Raw genomic sequence first — 15,152 nt, 5'->3', positions numbered from 1 at the left:
AGATCCCGAACCCACATGCAGTCGAGCTTGTTCTTGCTGACATCAATGCCGATATGAGCCATCTCGTCCTCTCGCCTTGTCCGTACAGCCTCACCCGTCCTTCACGGGGGGCTTGGATACCGTTCAAACTTCGAGATGAGAAGGGCGCGGGGACCGATCTACGGAGCAGGTTCAAGACCTCAGGAGGCCAACGGGTTACCCCGAGCCCGGTGCCACAGATGGTAGCGCTCCCTCTGCGACGACACACAAGGAGGCCAGCCCTCTGGCCGATCCGGCGCAGCCGACCCGGCCCTAGCCGGCGGAAGGCCCGGGCTCCGCCGCGGCGTCTTCGGCGGGTTCGGGCCCGCTCTCCATGGCCGCGTCGATCCAGTTCTTGACCGCGATCAGCAGGCCCATGGCGAGGAACGCACCGGGCGGCAGCAGCGCCAGCAGGAAGCCGTGTTCCTCCGGGAAGAACTCGATCCTCAGGGCATGCCCCCATTCGCCCAGCAGCAGGTGGAAGTCGGCGAACAGCGTGCCCTGACCCAGCAGCTCGCGCAGGCCGCCCAGGGCGATCAGGACCCCGGTGAAGCCCAGCCCCATCATCAGCCCGTCGAGCGCGGCGCGCGGGACCGAGTTGCGCGAGGCGAAGGCCTCGGCGCGGCCGATGATCGCGCAATTGGTCACGATCAGCGGGATGAAGATCCCGAGGATCAGGAACAGGCCGTGGAACCAGGCGTTCATGGCCAGTTCGATCGCGGTCACGATGGAGGCGATGATCAGCACGTAGACCGGGATGCGGATCTCCGAGCGCACGTGCTCGCGGATCAGCGACACGATCACGTTGGAGAGCAGCAGGGTCAGGGTGGTGGCGATGCCCAGCCCCACGGCGTTGACCACCGTGCCGGAGATCGCCAGCAGCGGGCACAGCCCCAGCAGCTGCACCAGGCCCGGATTGTTGTGCCACAGACCGTCACGGATGATGTCGGCGGGCGTGCTCATGGCGTTGTCTCCTGATCATCGTCGGGCGTGAGCGGTTCGGTCACGGCCGCTCCCTCGCCGGGTTCGGTCGCCAGCAGTTCCTCGCGATGGGCTTCAAAGTACTCCAGGGACCGGCGCACCGCATGCACCACCGCGCGCGGGGTGATGGTGGCGCCGGTGAACTGGTCGAAGGCGCCGCCGTCGCGGCGCACGGTCCATTCGTCGCGTGGCGGGTCGCCCAGGCGGCGGCCCTCGAAATCGTGGATCCAGTCCGAGCGCCCGGCCTCGATGGCATCGCCCAGGCCCGGCGTCTCGCGGTGCTCCGAGACCCGCACGCCCAGCAGCTCGCCCTCGCGGTCGATGCCCACCAGCAGGTGGATATCGCCGCTGTAGCCATCCGGCGCAATCGCCGATACCACCACGCCGATCACGTTATCGTCGGCGTCGCGCGCGAACCAGGCCGGCAGGTTCGTGCCGCCGAGGTCGTCGTGGCTGAGGGTCGTGGTGTCGGTCACCGGCTCGTTGACGTAGTCCAGCTCGCCCAGCAGATCCGCGATGCGCTGGCGGTTGACCTCCATCCGGTTGGCCTCGATGCGCGCCTCGGTCCCGCTCTGCACCAGCGCGACCAGACCGGTACCGGCCCCGGCGAAGGCGGCCAGCAGCGCGGTGGTGATCGCGATGTCGCGCGGCTTGAGCCCGGTCACGGCCCGGCCCCCGGCGGTGGCCCGCCTCCGCGCGAATGGCCGTAGACGCGTGGCCGGGTGAAGTGATCCAGGGTGGGTGCGACCATGTTCATCAGCAGCACCGCAAAGGCCACCGCGTCGGGGTAGCCACCCCAGGTGCGGATCACGTAGATCAGCAGGCCGATGCCGGCGCCGTAGAGGATGCGTCCCAGTTTCGTGGTGGCCGCCGAGACCGGATCGGTGGCGATGAAGAACGCACCCAGGATCACCGCGCCGCTGAACACGTGGAACGCCGGCGAGGCGTGGGCATCGGGATCCAGGATCCAGAAGAACCCGGCGGGGATGGCCACGCCGAGGATCACCGCCAGCGGAATCTCCCAGCGGATCATGCGGCGGAACAGCAGGTACAGCCCGCCCAGCAGGAAGAAATTGCCGATCCATTCCCAGCCGGTCTCGGTGAAGCTGCCGAATACCGGGCTGGCGGTCACTTCGGAGACCGTGCGCCCGGACACCAGTCCCTCGCGCAGGGCGTCCAGCGGTGTGGCGCGCGTGATGGCATCCCATTCCATGCCGGCCGGCAGGCTGCCGGTGAGCACCGTCTGCAGGCTCTGCCAGAGCCCCAGCGGCATCTGCGGCAGGGTCTCCGGGGCCGGCCACAGCGCCATCTCGCGCGGGAACGAGACCAGCACCACCACATAGCCGACCATCGCCGGGTTGAACGGGTTGTAGCCCAGTCCGCCATACAGGTGCTTGGCGACCACGATGGCGAACGCGATGCCGATCAGGGTGACCCAGAACGGCGCCAGCGGCGGGATGGCCAGGGCGAACAGCCAGCCGGTCACGATGGCCGAGTTGTCGGCCAGGGTTGGCCCCACCGGGCGCCGGCGCAGGGCGACCATCGCCGCCTCCAGCGCCACCGCGAAGCCCACCGCCAGGGCCACGTTGATCAGCACGCCCCAGCCGAAGAACCAGGTCATCGCCAGGGTGCCGGGGACCAGGGCCAGCAGGACCTGCTGCATGACCCCGCCCACTGAATGGCGCGGGATGATGTGCGGTGAGGATTCGGTGCGAAAGCGCATCAGCGTCCGTGCTCCTGACTGTCTTCCGTGGCGTTCGTGGTATCCGCCTGACCCGTGTCTTCGGAGCGGCCGGGCTCGCCGGTCTCCGCGGGTTCGGTTCCCGTGCCGGTGTCGCCGGGGGTGGGGGAGTCGGCCTCGGGAGCCTCCCCGGTGGAGCCGGCGGAAGAATCGGTGGCGTCCGCCTGGCCCTTGCGCGCCGCCTTGCGTGCGCGCGAGCGTTCCAGCGCCGCCTGGATGGCGGCCTGCTTGTCGTCGTCCTGGCCTTCCTTGTTCTTCACCGCGGCCTTCTTCTTCGCCAGCTTCTCGGCCTTTTCGCGTTCCTCGCGTTCCAGCCGGGCCTGACGGAACTCGTAGCGCTCGCGCGCCACGTCCGACTTCTGGCGTTCCTTCTCGCGGGTCCAGATCTCGTGCTTGGCGTAGCGGTAGTACTGCACCAGCGGGATGTTGCTGGGGCAGACATGCGCGCAGCAGCCGCATTCGATGCAGTCGAACAGGCCGTAGTCCTGGATGGCGTCGAAGTCCTTGGCCTTCGCCTGCCAGTACAGCTGCTGCGGCAGCAGTCGGGCGGGGCACACCGCCGCGCATTCGCCGCAGCGGATGCAGGGCATGCGCGGGCCCGGGGAGGGCGTGTCCTGCGGACGTGTGGCCAGCAGGCAGTTGGTGCCCTTGATCACCGGCAGGGCGTCGTCGTGCACGGCGAAGCCCATCATCGGCCCGCCCATCACCAGGCGGTCGACCTCGGCGTCGTAGCCGCCGGTGGCCGCGACCAGGTCGGCGAACGGCGTGCCGATCAGGGCATTCACGTTGCGCGGCCTGTGCACCCCGGGCCCGGTGACGGTGACCAGGCGCGAGACCAGCGGCCGGCCCTGGATCACCGCGTCGCAGATCGCGCGGAAGGTCCCGGGGTTGTGGCAGACCATGCCCAGATCGGCGGGCAGCCCGCCGCTGGGGACCTCGCGGCCGGTCAGGACCTGGATCAGCTGGCGCTCGCCGCCGGTGGGGTAGATGGCGGGGATGGAGACCAGCTCGAGGCGGTCGGCCAGTTCCGCCGGCGTGTTCTCGGTCAGGGCGCGCATGGCCTCCGGCATGCTGTCTTCCACCGCAAACAGGATGCGCTCCACGCCCAGCAGGTGGGCGACGATCCGGATGCCTTCGAAGACCGCCTCGGGGGCCGTGCGCATCAGCATGTCGTCGGCGCTGATCCAGGGCTCGCACTCGGCGCCGTTGACGATCAGGGTGTGGATGTTCTGCCCGGCACGCGGGTTGAGCTTGACCGCGGTGGGGAACGCCGCCCCGCCCAGGCCCACGACGCCCGCCTCGCGGATGCGCTCGCGCAGGCGCCGGCTGTCGCGGGTGTCCCAGTCCAGCCATGGCTCCATGCGGGTGTCGCCCCATTCGTCGCGGCCATCCGCGCGGATCACCACGCAGGGGGCGGACAGGCCCGAGGGGTGCGGGACCGGGTACTCGCCGATGTCCTCCACCACGCCCGAGGTGGGGGCGTGCACGTGCGCCGCGATGTAGCCGGCGGCCTGACCGATGCGCTGGCCCTTGGTCACGCGGTCGCCGACCTGCACGCAGGGCTCGGTGGGATCGCCGATGTGCTGGCCCAGCGGGATCGTCAGGCGTTCGGGCACGCCCATGGTCAGCACCGGCTCGGCAGTGCTTGCTTCCGTGTTGTCGGCCAGTTTCAGGCCGCCATGAAAACGGTGCAGCTGCATGGTTGCGGTATCAGGCGGAGGCCCGCGGTGCGTCGCGCGGCCGTTCGATGGGCGAGGGTTCGGGTTCCGACCAGCCCCATTCGCTGATGTCGGTCTCCACCGGCACCATGTAGATGCAGTCCACGGGGCAGGGTTCGATGCACAGCTCGCAGCCGGTACATTCTTCCTCGATGACGGTGTGCATCTGTTTGGCGGCGCCCACGATGGCATCCACCGGGCAGGCCTGGATGCACAGGGTACAGCCGATGCACAGGTTCTCGTCGATCACCGCGACGCTCTTTTCCTGTTCTTCCTCCTCCAGTGCCTTGGGGTCGCGGTCGAGCAGATCGGCCAGGGCCTCCACCGTGGCCTGCCCGCCGGGCGGGCAGCGGTTGATGTCGGCCTCGCCGGCGGCGATGGCCTCGGCGTAGGGCCGGCAGCCGGGGTAGGAGCACTGTCCGCACTGGGTCTGCGGCAGCAGCGCGTCGATCTGGTCCACCACCGGGTTGCTCTCCACGCGGAAGCGCTGCGCGGCATAGCCGAGCACCAGGCCGAACAGGGCGGCCAGCGCGGTGATGGCGAGTATGGCGATCAGGATGTCCATGTCAGGTGGTTACCAGCCCGGAGAAGCCCATGAAGCCCAGCGACATCAGGCCCGCGGTGATCATCGCGATCGCGCTGCCGCGAAACGCCACCGGCACGTCGGCGACCGCGATGCGTTCGCGGATCGCCGAGAACAGGATCAGCACCAGCGAGAAGCCGACCGCGGCGCCGAAGCCGTACAACGCCGATTCGACGAAGTTGTGCGCCTCCTGCACGTTCAGCAGGGCCACGCCCAGCACCGCGCAGTTGGTGGTGATCAGCGGCAGGAAGATCCCCAGCACGTTGTACAGCAGCGGCGAGGTCTTGCGCACCACCAGCTCGGTGAACTGGACCACGGCCGCGATCACCAGGATGAACGCGATGGTGCGCAGATATTCGAGGTCCAGCGGGGCGAGGACGAATCCGTTGATGACGTAGGAGGCTACTGCCGACAGCGTCAGCACGAAGGTCGTGGCCAGGCCCATGCCGGTGGCCGTCTCGACCTTGCGCGAGACCCCCATGAACGGACACAGCCCCAGGAATTTCACCAGGACAAAGTTGTTCACCAGGATCGTGCTGATGAGGATCAGGAGGTATTCCAAGTCGGCTCCCGCCCGCAATTTCCGAGTAACAGGGTCAACAACATAGTATCGACCCCCGTGGATGGCACCTCAACCCTGCCCCGGCCACGGTCATGGCCGGGTGGTCAGGCGGCGGTTCCCCAGCGTTCGGCCAGGGCGTTCAGGCTCAGGGCAGGGTGCGGCTCCCCGTCCGGATCCGCATGGCCGGCGTCGGGCTCCGGCGCCGGGCGGGCGGTCCGGAGCCAGCCCTGGCGCGCGGCATCCAGCTGCCGGCGGTCCGGCGACAGCACCAGAACCTGGTCCGCCTGCAGCCCGTTCTCGGCGACCAGGCGCCCGAAGCTGCCGGCGTCGCGGCGTCCGCCCAGGCGGGTATCGAAGTAGCCCGCCAGGCGGGCCTCGAAGTTGCGGTCCGGGCCACGCCGCAGCCACTCGCGCTGGGTGGTGACCGGCGTGGCGCCAAAGCTGTACAGCGCGATGTCGGCCCGTGCCAGTCGCGTCAGCGCCGCCACCGTATCCGCGTCCAGTTCGGGCCGCAGGCCGCCCTGTTCCAGCACCTCGGTCCAGATCAGGCCCTGCAGCTGGCGCAGCGGGCTGATGTCCTGCCCTGCGCGTATCCAGGCGTCGATGCGCACGCGCAGCTCGGCGTCGTCCAGGTCGCGCCCGGCATAGGCCCGCAGGTCGGCGAGGGTGCGCTTCACCAGCGGGTCATCGGCGTGCTGTTCCAGGAACGGGCCCAGTTCCTCGCGGGCGCGTGGCTCCAGGGTCTCGGCCAGGACGTCCGCCGGGGCCAGGACGCCCTCGAAGGCGAGCACGATTGCCCGGGGCGTCGGGGTCATGGGTGCAGCTGGCGCGCGAGGATCTCGCACTCGAACATGAACTCGAAGGCCTCGACCCGCTGGATCGCGGTTTCCACGGTGTGGCTCCAGGTGTACAGGCCGTGCCCGGCAATCAGATAGCCGGCCAGATCCGGCTGCCGGCTCATGCGGTCATCGACCTGCGCGGCCAGCTGCTGCACGTTCGGGTCGTTGGCGAACACCGGTACGTCGATGCCTTCGGCGGGGTACTGCACCACCGGCAGTTCACGCAGGACCTCGTAGTCGCTCAGATGCAGCCCGCCCGGCAGCTGGCGCGAGAGCACCGTGGCATTGGCCGAATGGGTATGCAGGACCGCGCCCAGGTCCTTGTCGCGGCGGTACATGATGATGTGCAGGAAGGTCTCCGGCGACGGCGTGCGCTCCGCCGGGGACAGCAGATTGCCGTCGAGATCGACGATGATGAAGTCGTTCTCGTCGAGCATGTCCTTCTGTCGCCCGGGAGCGGAGACCACGATATGGCGGTCGTCCAGGCGCGCGGAAAAGTGCCCGGCGCGGGCCGGCAGCCAGCCGCGTGCCGCGAGACGGGCACCGGCATCGGCGAGCAGGCTCACCTGGGCCTTGAATTCGAGACTGTTTTCCATGCGTCCCTTGTTGGCAAAAGGCGGGCAGCTTACGCGAGCACCGGATGCAAATCCATGACCCGCATCACCGGCATGCGGATCACTTGACACGCATGCCGGGCCGGGCCCCGTCGTCGGGGCTCAGGATCCGGAGTTCGTCGCCTCCCGGTCCGGCGGCCAGCACCATCCCCTCGGAGACGCCGAAGCGCATCTTGCGCGGGGCGAGGTTGGCGACCATCACGGTGTGGCGGCCGACCAGGTCTTCGGGGGCATAGGCTGACTTGATGCCGGCGAAGACCTGGCGGCGTTCGCTGCCAATGTTCAGTTCCAGGCGCAGCAGCTTGTCCGCGCCCTCCACGTGTTCCGCGACCTCGATGCGCGCGACCCGCAGATCGACCTGCGCGAAGGTGTCGAAGTCGATGGTATCGGCGATCGGCTCCACCGCCGGGTCCGGTTCCGCGTCCCCGGTCGCCGCCCCGCTCGCCGCCTCGTTTGCCGCGGCCTCGCCGCCGCCCAGCGACGCCTTCGAGGCCTCCAGCAGGCTTTCCACCGTGCTCCCTTCGATGCGGGTCATCAAGGGTTTGAAGCGGTCGATCGAACGGCCGGTGAAGGCCCGGGTGCGTCCGGCCCAGGAGAGGTCGTCCTCGCGCAGGAAGGCCGCCGCTTCGTCCGCCAGCTTCGGCAGCACCGGTGCGAGGTAGACGATCAGGATGCGGAACAGGTCCAGCCCCTGGGTGTTGATGGCCTGCACCTCGGCCTCGCGTCCGGGTTCCTTCGCCAGCACCCAGGGCCGGGCCTCGTCGATGTACTGGTTGGCCTGGTCGGCCAGCGCCATGATGCGGCGCATGGCCTGGGCGAATTCGCGGTTCTCGTAGGCCGTGGCGATCGCGTCGCCCTCGTCGACGAACGCCTGGTGCAGGTCGGGGCGCGGCAGTTCGGCGGCCAGCTGGCCGTCGAAGCGCTTGGTGATGAAGCCCGCGCAGCGGCTGGCGATGTTGACCACCTTGCCGACCAGGTCGGAGTTTACCCGCTGGATGAAGTCGTCGAGATTGAGGTCGAGGTCGTCGACCCCGTCACCCAGCTTGGCGGCGAGGTAGTAGCGCAGGGCCTCGGGGTTCAGATGGTCGAGGTAGTCGCGGGCGCGGATGAAGGTCCCGCGCGACTTCGACATCTTGGCACCGTTGACGGTCAGAAAGCCGTGGCAGAACACCGCCGAGGGCGTGCGATAGCCCGCACCGTGCAGCATGGCCGGCCAGAACAGGGTGTGGAAGTAGGCGATGTCCTTGCCGATGAAGTGGTACAGCTCGGCATCGGAATCCGGCCGCCACCAGGCGCCGAAGTCCTCGCCGTGTTCGCGCGCCCAGGCGCGAAAGCTCGCCATGTAGCCGATGGGCGCATCCAGCCACACGTAGAAGTACTTGCCCGGCGCCTCGGGGATCTCGAAGCCGAAGTAGGGCTCGTCGCGGGAGATGTCCCAGTCGCTCAGGCCGGCCTCGAACCATTCTTCCAGCTTGTTGCGGATCGCGTCCTGCAGGCGTCCGGAGCCCGTCCATTCGCGCAGAAAGGCCTCGAAGTCGGCCAGGCGGAAGAAGAAATGTTCCGACTCGCGCGACTCGGGGGAGACCCCGCTGATGGCCGACACCGGCTCCTGCAGCTCCATCGGGCTGTAGGTCGCGCCGCAGGTCTCGCAGGAGTCGCCGTACTGGTCCTCGGCCCCACATTTCGGGCAGCGGCCCTTCACGAAGCGGTCCGGCAGGAACATCCCGGCCTCGGGGTCATAGGCCTGATCGATGGTGCGGGTGGCGATGTGGCCGGCGTCGCGCAGGGCGCGGTAGATCTCGCCGGCCAGTTCGCGGTTCTCCGCCGAATGCGTGGAATGGTAGTGGTCGAAGCCGATGTGGAACTCGGCGAAATCCGCCTCGTGCTCCTCGCGGACGCGCTCGATCAGGGTCTCGGGTTCGATGCCCTCGGCGCGCGCCTTGAGCATGATGGGCGTGCCATGGGCATCGTCCGCGCAGACGTACACCACCTCGTGGCCGCGGGCGCGCTGGAAACGGACCCAGATGTCGGTCTGGATGTACTCCACCAGATGGCCCAGGTGGATCGGCCCGTTGGCATAGGGCAGGGCACTGGTGACGAGGATCTTGCGCGGCGTGTCGGTCATGGGCCTCGGGATCTGTGGTGTCGGGTCGCGGGTGTCCGGCCACGGACGGTGCAGCCGGCGGGTGATCCGGAAACGGATATTGTCCGGTGTGGCCGGCGGGATGTCGAGCCGCCGGAACGGACGAGGAGGCCGGCTTAATCCATTTCCCGGTGCCGGTCAAGCCGGCCGTTGTCCACAGAACCTGTGGACAACTCTGTGGGAAAAACCGTGGCAGGCGAGCCAAACCCTTGTCAGTGCGTGGCTTGCATCAGATTGGGCAAATATTAACCACCCTGAATAAAATCCCGTCGAAACAAAAACTTGCAATTTTTTCGCGTGTCGTATCCGGCCGTGATGCGTGCCCGGCTGCCGACTCTGCCCGGGGCGTGCCGGTCTGTGCAAAACCGCGCAGGATACAGTGTGTCAGCGGGCGGCACGGACCTCGCGGATTTCGTCACGCTGCAGCCGAATCACGATGAACCCGCCATGCAGTCGCTGGCGCAGGCGCAGGTGATCGTCGCCCGCCTCCAGCAGTCGGCCCGGGCGACGGTGCCCGCGTTCGGTAATCACGATGGCGTATCGGTCGACATGCCCCGGCAGGGCTTCCCAGGCGAGGATTCCGCCCGTCGGGGCGCCCGGTGCGAGCGCGGTTTCAGTCCCGGAATCGGGTGCGGGGAGGGTTGCCGTCTCCGCGGCCGTCGGATCCTGCTCGGGGGCGGGTTGGTCCTCCTCGGGCAGGCCGACAAAGTTCCCCGTGTGCAGGTCCACGGGGCCGATGCGCTCGCCGTTGACCGTAAGGCGCAGGTCGAGCTGATCCAGTAGTTGCACCGGAGAATCCATGCCCCGTGTCTCCCGCAGCGGCTCGCGCACGCGCCCCACCCGGATCTCGACGGACTCGGGGTTCGCGATGAATTCGCGGTAGCCATGCGTCAGGATCGGCCCCGGCTGCAGTCCGGCATCGGCCCATACCTGCAGCCATTCGCCCATGTGGTGCTCGCGCCAGGGTTCTGCCGCCATGCCGCTTTCGCGGATACACAAGTCCTGGAGGGAGGCATAATAGCCCGCATCGCGGTATTCGAAGGTCAGCTCGCGCATCGGTGCCTCCAGCAGCGCTGGGGCCAGGCGGTCCAGATTGCGCGTGCCCGCCCGGGGTTCCAGTTCCATCCGGGTGTGGAAGATACCGAGCCCGCCGGCGTGGTGTTCGCTGCGCAGCTCCATCCGCTCGCCGCTGCCCTCGATACGGTAGGACAGCGCAAGGTCGACCGGCGGACGATCCAGGCCCAGACGGTCGAGAACGCGGGTGTGGTCGCTGTCGGCAAGGGCGGCGCAGCCGGCGGTATCCAGGCGCGTGAAAAAACGGGCCAGGGGGGCGTCCGCGTTCGCGCGCGACCATGTCGCGGGGATCCGGAGCTGGTGCACCGAGACGCCCAGGGCCCGCGGCAGACGGTCACGCGCCAGGGTCCGGCGCAGGCGCAGGAGCTCCGGGATGCTTTCGCTCTCCAGGCTGATCCGCTCGGCCTGCAGCCTCCCGGGGAGGGCGTGCGGATCGAAACGGAGCCCTTCCACATGCAGGTGGCCGTTCACGCCGATGCGCACCCGGGAATAGTCCAGCTCGCCCAGGGGGCGCAGCTCGGCCGCGAGATCGTCGAGGCTGCCCTCGATCTGACCGATTTCGTACTGGTGGTAACCCAGTCCGGCAAGCACCAGGACCGCACCGCCGATGGCGACTTGCTTGAGCATTGTTTGTCCGTTTCCGTACCGCTGGCTGCCGACGTCGCATTCGGATGCGCGCCGCGCGAGATTCTACATTAAGGGCTTTGGCCGGGGGATGCACGGCGCGGCATGCACGGCGGGCGGGTTCTGCCGGCCGGGTCACATTGCCGGAGCTATCGGGTGACGGGTGTCAAGCCCCGTGACTGTCCACAGAACCTGTGGATAACTCTGTGGGAAAACCCGTGGCATTTGTCCGCAAGCCTTGTCAGACGGGGCTTTGCCTCAGATTGGTCAAAAAACGACCAACTTTTTAAAAACTATTCATAAACAGGGACTTGAAAAAGTTTTGTCGAGTGTCTTTCCGGCTGTTTTCGCTATCCTGTCCCGCCGGGGTGGCCGATCGCCGCGGATGTGCACAAATCGGACAATCTGTCGGGCTGGGGCCTTGACAGGCCTCCTCTCGGCCCGGATCCGGGGACGCCGAAAGTCGGCCGTGGCGTGCAGTCATTGGCGTCCCGGTCTGCGGGCAGTAGAATCGCGCGATCACACTCCCAATCAACGGAAACCGGGCAACCATGGCTGAACTCTCGCGCGAGCAGATCGAATCCGCCCTGAAGCAGGTGCAGGACAAGTACCTCGAAACCGACCTGGTGTCCGCCAACCAGGTGAAGGATATCCGCATCGACGGCTCGCGGGTCGTGGTGGATATCGAGCTCGGCTACGCCGCCTCGGGCTATCACGACGAGCTGCGTTCGGTGGTCGAGCAGGCCCTGCGCGGAGTGGGCGGGGTCGACGCGGTCGAGGTGAATGTCGGCTGCAAGGTCCTGACCCACGCGGTGCAGAAGAGCCTCAAGCCGATGTCCGGGATCAAGAACATCATCGCCGTGGCCTCGGGCAAGGGCGGGGTGGGCAAGTCCACCACCGCGGTCAATCTGGCCCTGGGCATGGCGGCCGAGGGCGCGCGCGTCGGCATCCTCGATGCCGACATCTACGGCCCCTCCCAGCCGCGCATGCTGGGGATCAAGGACAAGCCGGAGTCGAAGGACGGCAAGCACATGGAACCGCTGGAGCGCCACGGCGTGCAGGCGATGTCCATCGGCTTCCTGATCGACGAGGACACGCCGATGATCTGGCGCGGGCCGATGGTGACCCAGGCGCTGGAACAGCTGATCAACGAGACCAACTGGCAGGATCTGGACTACCTGATCATCGACCTGCCGCCGGGCACCGGCGACATTCAGCTGACGCTGTCGCAGAAGATCCCGGTCTCCGGCTCGGTGATCGTGACCACGCCGCAGGACATTGCCCTGCTGGACGCGCGCAAGGGCCTGCGCATGTTCGAAAAGGTCGAGGTGCCGGTGCTCGGGATCATCGAGAACATGAGCATCCACATCTGCTCGAAATGCGGTCACGAGGAGTACATCTTCGGCCAGGGCGGCGCGGAGAACATGTCGGAGGAATACGGCGTGGACCTGCTGGGGGCGCTGCCGCTGGACATCCGCATCCGCGAGCAGGCCGACGGCGGCGAACCGACGGTGATCGCCGACCCCGATGGTCGCATCACCGAGATCTACCGCGAGATCGCGCGGCGCACCGGCGCCCGGCTGGCGGAACAGGCGCGGGACTACAGCAGCAAGTTCCCCAACATCGTCATCCAGAACAACTGATGACGGCGGGCGATCAGGGATGACCATCAAGTCCGACCGCTGGATCCGTCGCATGGCCGAAGCCGAGGGGATGATCGATCCCTTCGAGCCCGGCCAGATCCGCTATCGCGACGACGAGCGCATCGTCTCCTACGGTACGTCCAGCTACGGCTACGACGTGCGCTGTTCGGATCACTTCAAGATCTTCACCAACATCAACTCGAGCATCGTCGATCCCAAGGGCTTCGACGAGGGCAGCTTCGTCGACGTGCATGCCGACGTCTGCATCATCCCGCCCAATTCCTTCGCGCTTGCGCACACGGTGGAGTACTTCCGCATCCCGCGCGACGTGCTGACCATCTGCCTGGGCAAGTCGACCTACGCCCGCTGCGGCATCATCGTCAACGTGACTCCGCTGGAACCCGAGTGGGAGGGCCACGTGACGCTGGAGTTCTCCAACACCACGCCGCTGCCGGCCAAGGTGTATGCCAATGAAGGCGTGGCGCAGATGCTGTTCCTGCAGTCGGACGAGGAGTGCGAGACCTCGTATCGGGACCGCGGGGGCAAGTACCAGGGCCAGCGCGGGGTCACGCTGCCGCGCACCTGAGGCCGGCCGGCGTCAGCGCTCCAGCGCGAAACGCCGCTCGGCCAGCTCGTATCCCAGATCGATCATCTCCCGTGCACGGTGGAAGTCGAACACCCCGCAGGCGTTCACGGGGACCTCGATCAGGTGCTCGGGGTTGTAGGCGGCCACGCGGAAACGCGCGATGCTGCCCTGCATGGCCTCGATGGAATGCGAGACCATGTCGATCAGGCCCAGCGCCCGCGCCTCCTGCTCCTCGGTCAGGCGCGAGTCGGTCTCGCCGAGCCCCAGTCGCCCCTGCCAGTCCTGCAGCCAGGAGCCGATGCGGTCGGGCAGCACGTCGCGCGCGCTGCGCAGGCCGTCGCGCAGGCGAGTGGCGGCGGAATCCCCCTGATGGTCTCCGGGCGAACTGCGTTTCGGCCCCAGACGCTCGTCCACTCGTCCGTTGAGACTGACCGCGATGGTGACGTCGCTGTCGTCGTACAGGGTCGGAGCGATGGGGACCGGGTTGAGCAGGCCGCCGTCCACCAGCAGCCGCCCGTTCAGGCGCACCGGGGTGAATACCGTGGGGATGGCGATGGACGCGCGAATCGCGTCGAACAGCGCGCCCTCGTTGAGCCACACCTCGCGCTCGCGTTCGATGTCCGTGGCCACCGCGGTAAAGCGGATGGGCAGATTGCGGATGTCGGTATCGCCCAGCATCTCGCGGAGCTTTTCGACCAGGCGTTCACCGCGGAACAGACCGGCCCCGGAGAACGAGAAGTCCAGCAGTCGCCAGACGTCCTGGCGCCGCAGGGTGCACACCCATTCCTCGTAGGTGTCCAGCTGTCCGGCGGCATAGATGCCGCCGACCACTGCCCCCATGGAGGAGCCGGCAATCGTCCGGATCTCGTAGTTCGCGTGGTCTTCCAGCCAGCGGATGACCCCGATCTCGGCGAGACCGCGGGCCCCGCCGCTGCCGAGCACGAGCGAGACGGTCCTGGGTGGTTGTGGCACGGCGCGGTTCCTCAGTTCCGTTCGGGGTCAAGCAGATGGTCATGCAGGGCAGTGGCCTGTTCTCCGGCCGGTTCCTCGACGTGGATCTGCCAGACCGCGGCGGGGTGGTCCGGGCTCCAGTCGCTGAACACGATCAGCCCGGCGTACGGGCCGGATCCGGTGATGCGGCCGTGGATCAGGCGTCCCTCGGAGTCGGCATCCAGCCGCACGGAGAACTCCGGGGCGGGCGCGGGAAGCGTCCAGGAACCGTCCCGGCCATGTTCGCGAAAGCCCTCGCTGGAGGGCACCGCCGCATCGCCGAAATGGCGCTGCAGCAGCGGCACCGCCAGGCGGTGCGGCAGGCCCAGCACGGTTTCCACGCCGGCGCGCCCCCGGTCCACCGCGCGCGCGGCAGTGTCCAGCGGATTCCTGCGACGGAACGGATTGCGCAGCCAGCGGATCATCACGCCGGTATGATCAGGCAGCCCGGCCGGCGCTGCAAATGGACACAGCTTTCGCCCCGGCCCCCTGGCATCCGGCCGGCAGGGTCGCTACGGTGAGGTGGCTACAGGCCACACCAACGTTCCAGGAGGTCCTTATGGGTTTTGCCCTGTCCGACATGCAGCTCATCAGCCCGGAATTCGAGTCGCGCGGGAAGATCCCGGCGCGTTACACCGGCGAGGGCGAGGATGTGTCCCCGCCGCTGGCCTGGAGCGGGGCCCCCGAGGGCACCCGCGGGTTCGCGATCATCTGTCACGATCCCGATGCCCCGCTGGTCAAGCCCGGCGCCTACGGTTTCGTGCACTGGGTGCTGTACAACCTGCCACCCGACGTCACCAACCTGGAGGCCGGCACCTCGCTGGGGACCGCCGGGCACACCGATTTCGACCGCAGCGGTTACGGCGGCCCCATGCCGCCCGGCGGGCACGGCGTGCACCACTACTTCTTCTGGGTGCTGGCGCTGGATGCCGATCTCCAGGCTCCGCCGGGGCTGACCCTGGAACAGTTCCTGGAGCGTGCCGAACCGCACGTGATCGGCATGAACCGGCTGGTGGGCACCTACACCCGCGACTGA

15 protein-coding genes are annotated in these 15,152 nt (G+C 67.9%); 3 read left to right on the top strand and 12 right to left on the bottom strand.

What is annotated here, in order from left to right:
• Window positions 1–291: 291 nt before the first annotated feature.
• The 10 genes from D893_RS11000 to D893_RS10955 form a co-directional block, all read right to left on the bottom strand.
• On the bottom strand, window positions 292–981 hold the full coding sequence (locus D893_RS11000; RefSeq protein WP_018946220.1) for an electron transport complex subunit E: 690 nt from the start codon (window positions 979–981) through the stop codon (window positions 292–294).
• Window positions 978–1,664: an electron transport complex subunit RsxG gene (rsxG, locus tag D893_RS10995; RefSeq protein WP_110619820.1), complete on the bottom strand. Its 687-nt coding sequence runs from the start codon at window positions 1,662–1,664 to the stop codon at window positions 978–980. Before rsxG ends, D893_RS11000 begins: the two co-directional genes overlap by 4 nt.
• Window positions 1,661–2,722: an electron transport complex subunit RsxD gene (rsxD, locus tag D893_RS10990; RefSeq protein WP_110619819.1), complete on the bottom strand. Its 1,062-nt coding sequence runs from the start codon at window positions 2,720–2,722 to the stop codon at window positions 1,661–1,663. The genes rsxG and rsxD overlap by 4 nt, the downstream gene beginning before the upstream one ends.
• Complete coding sequence (gene rsxC / locus D893_RS10985) at window positions 2,722–4,440, bottom strand: electron transport complex subunit RsxC (protein ID WP_110619818.1); 1,719 nt, start codon at window positions 4,438–4,440, stop codon at window positions 2,722–2,724. The genes rsxD and rsxC overlap by 1 nt, the downstream gene beginning before the upstream one ends.
• Window positions 4,441–4,450: 10 nt before the next feature.
• A complete protein-coding gene (rsxB, locus tag D893_RS10980; RefSeq protein WP_018946216.1) occupies window positions 4,451–5,023 on the bottom strand; it encodes an electron transport complex subunit RsxB in 573 nt (190 codons plus the stop codon).
• A 1-nt stretch (window position 5,024) separates the two neighbouring features.
• A complete protein-coding gene (gene rsxA / locus D893_RS10975; protein WP_110619817.1) occupies window positions 5,025–5,603 on the bottom strand; it encodes an electron transport complex subunit RsxA in 579 nt (192 codons plus the stop codon).
• Window positions 5,604–5,707: 104 nt separating this feature from the next.
• Window positions 5,708–6,418: an enolase gene (locus D893_RS10970; RefSeq protein ID WP_110619816.1), complete on the bottom strand. Its 711-nt coding sequence runs from the start codon at window positions 6,416–6,418 to the stop codon at window positions 5,708–5,710.
• Window positions 6,415–7,038 (bottom strand): methylthioribulose 1-phosphate dehydratase, encoded by a 624-nt coding sequence (mtnB, locus tag D893_RS10965; protein ID WP_018871177.1) that lies wholly within the window; start codon window positions 7,036–7,038, stop codon window positions 6,415–6,417. Before mtnB ends, D893_RS10970 begins: the two co-directional genes overlap by 4 nt.
• A 79-nt stretch (window positions 7,039–7,117) precedes the next feature.
• Entirely contained in the window at window positions 7,118–9,181 is a 2,064-nt protein-coding gene (gene metG, locus D893_RS10960; protein WP_110619815.1) for a methionine--tRNA ligase, read from the bottom strand.
• A 402-nt stretch (window positions 9,182–9,583) separates the two neighbouring features.
• Complete coding sequence (locus tag D893_RS10955) at window positions 9,584–10,900, bottom strand: hypothetical protein (protein ID WP_110619814.1); 1,317 nt, start codon at window positions 10,898–10,900, stop codon at window positions 9,584–9,586.
• Window positions 10,901–11,448: 548 nt separating this feature from the next.
• Between D893_RS10955 and apbC the strand changes: the two genes are divergently transcribed.
• Together apbC and dcd are read left to right on the top strand one after the other, a co-directional pair.
• On the top strand, window positions 11,449–12,540 hold the full coding sequence (gene apbC, locus D893_RS10950) for an iron-sulfur cluster carrier protein ApbC (protein WP_110619813.1): 1,092 nt from the start codon (window positions 11,449–11,451) through the stop codon (window positions 12,538–12,540).
• Window positions 12,541–12,559: 19 nt separating this feature from the next.
• Window positions 12,560–13,126: a dCTP deaminase gene (dcd, locus tag D893_RS10945; RefSeq protein ID WP_110619812.1), complete on the top strand. Its 567-nt coding sequence runs from the start codon at window positions 12,560–12,562 to the stop codon at window positions 13,124–13,126.
• A gap of 12 nt (window positions 13,127–13,138) precedes the next feature.
• Here dcd and D893_RS10940 read toward each other — a convergent pair whose 3' ends face one another.
• Window positions 13,139–14,098 carry a patatin-like phospholipase family protein gene (locus tag D893_RS10940; RefSeq protein ID WP_210434095.1) on the bottom strand — a complete coding sequence of 320 codons (960 nt, stop codon included), beginning with the start codon at window positions 14,096–14,098 and terminating at the stop codon, window positions 13,139–13,141.
• Between the two features lie 11 nt (window positions 14,099–14,109).
• The gene (locus D893_RS10935) at window positions 14,110–14,541 is read right to left on the bottom strand and encodes a hypothetical protein (protein ID WP_110619810.1); all 432 of its coding nucleotides are present in this window, start codon (window positions 14,539–14,541) and stop codon (window positions 14,110–14,112) included.
• Between the two features lie 134 nt (window positions 14,542–14,675).
• On the opposite strand from D893_RS10935, the gene D893_RS10930 reads away from it, so the two are divergent.
• A complete protein-coding gene (locus D893_RS10930; RefSeq protein WP_019570572.1) occupies window positions 14,676–15,152 on the top strand; it encodes a YbhB/YbcL family Raf kinase inhibitor-like protein in 477 nt (158 codons plus the stop codon).

The organism is Thioalkalivibrio sp. ALE21 (assembly GCF_003208255.1).
GTDB classification, from domain to species: Bacteria; Pseudomonadota; Gammaproteobacteria; order Ectothiorhodospirales; family Ectothiorhodospiraceae; genus Thioalkalivibrio; species Thioalkalivibrio halophilus.
The sequence above is the reverse complement of the archived record's forward strand: the minus strand, read 5'-3'. Positions and strand labels throughout refer to the sequence as shown.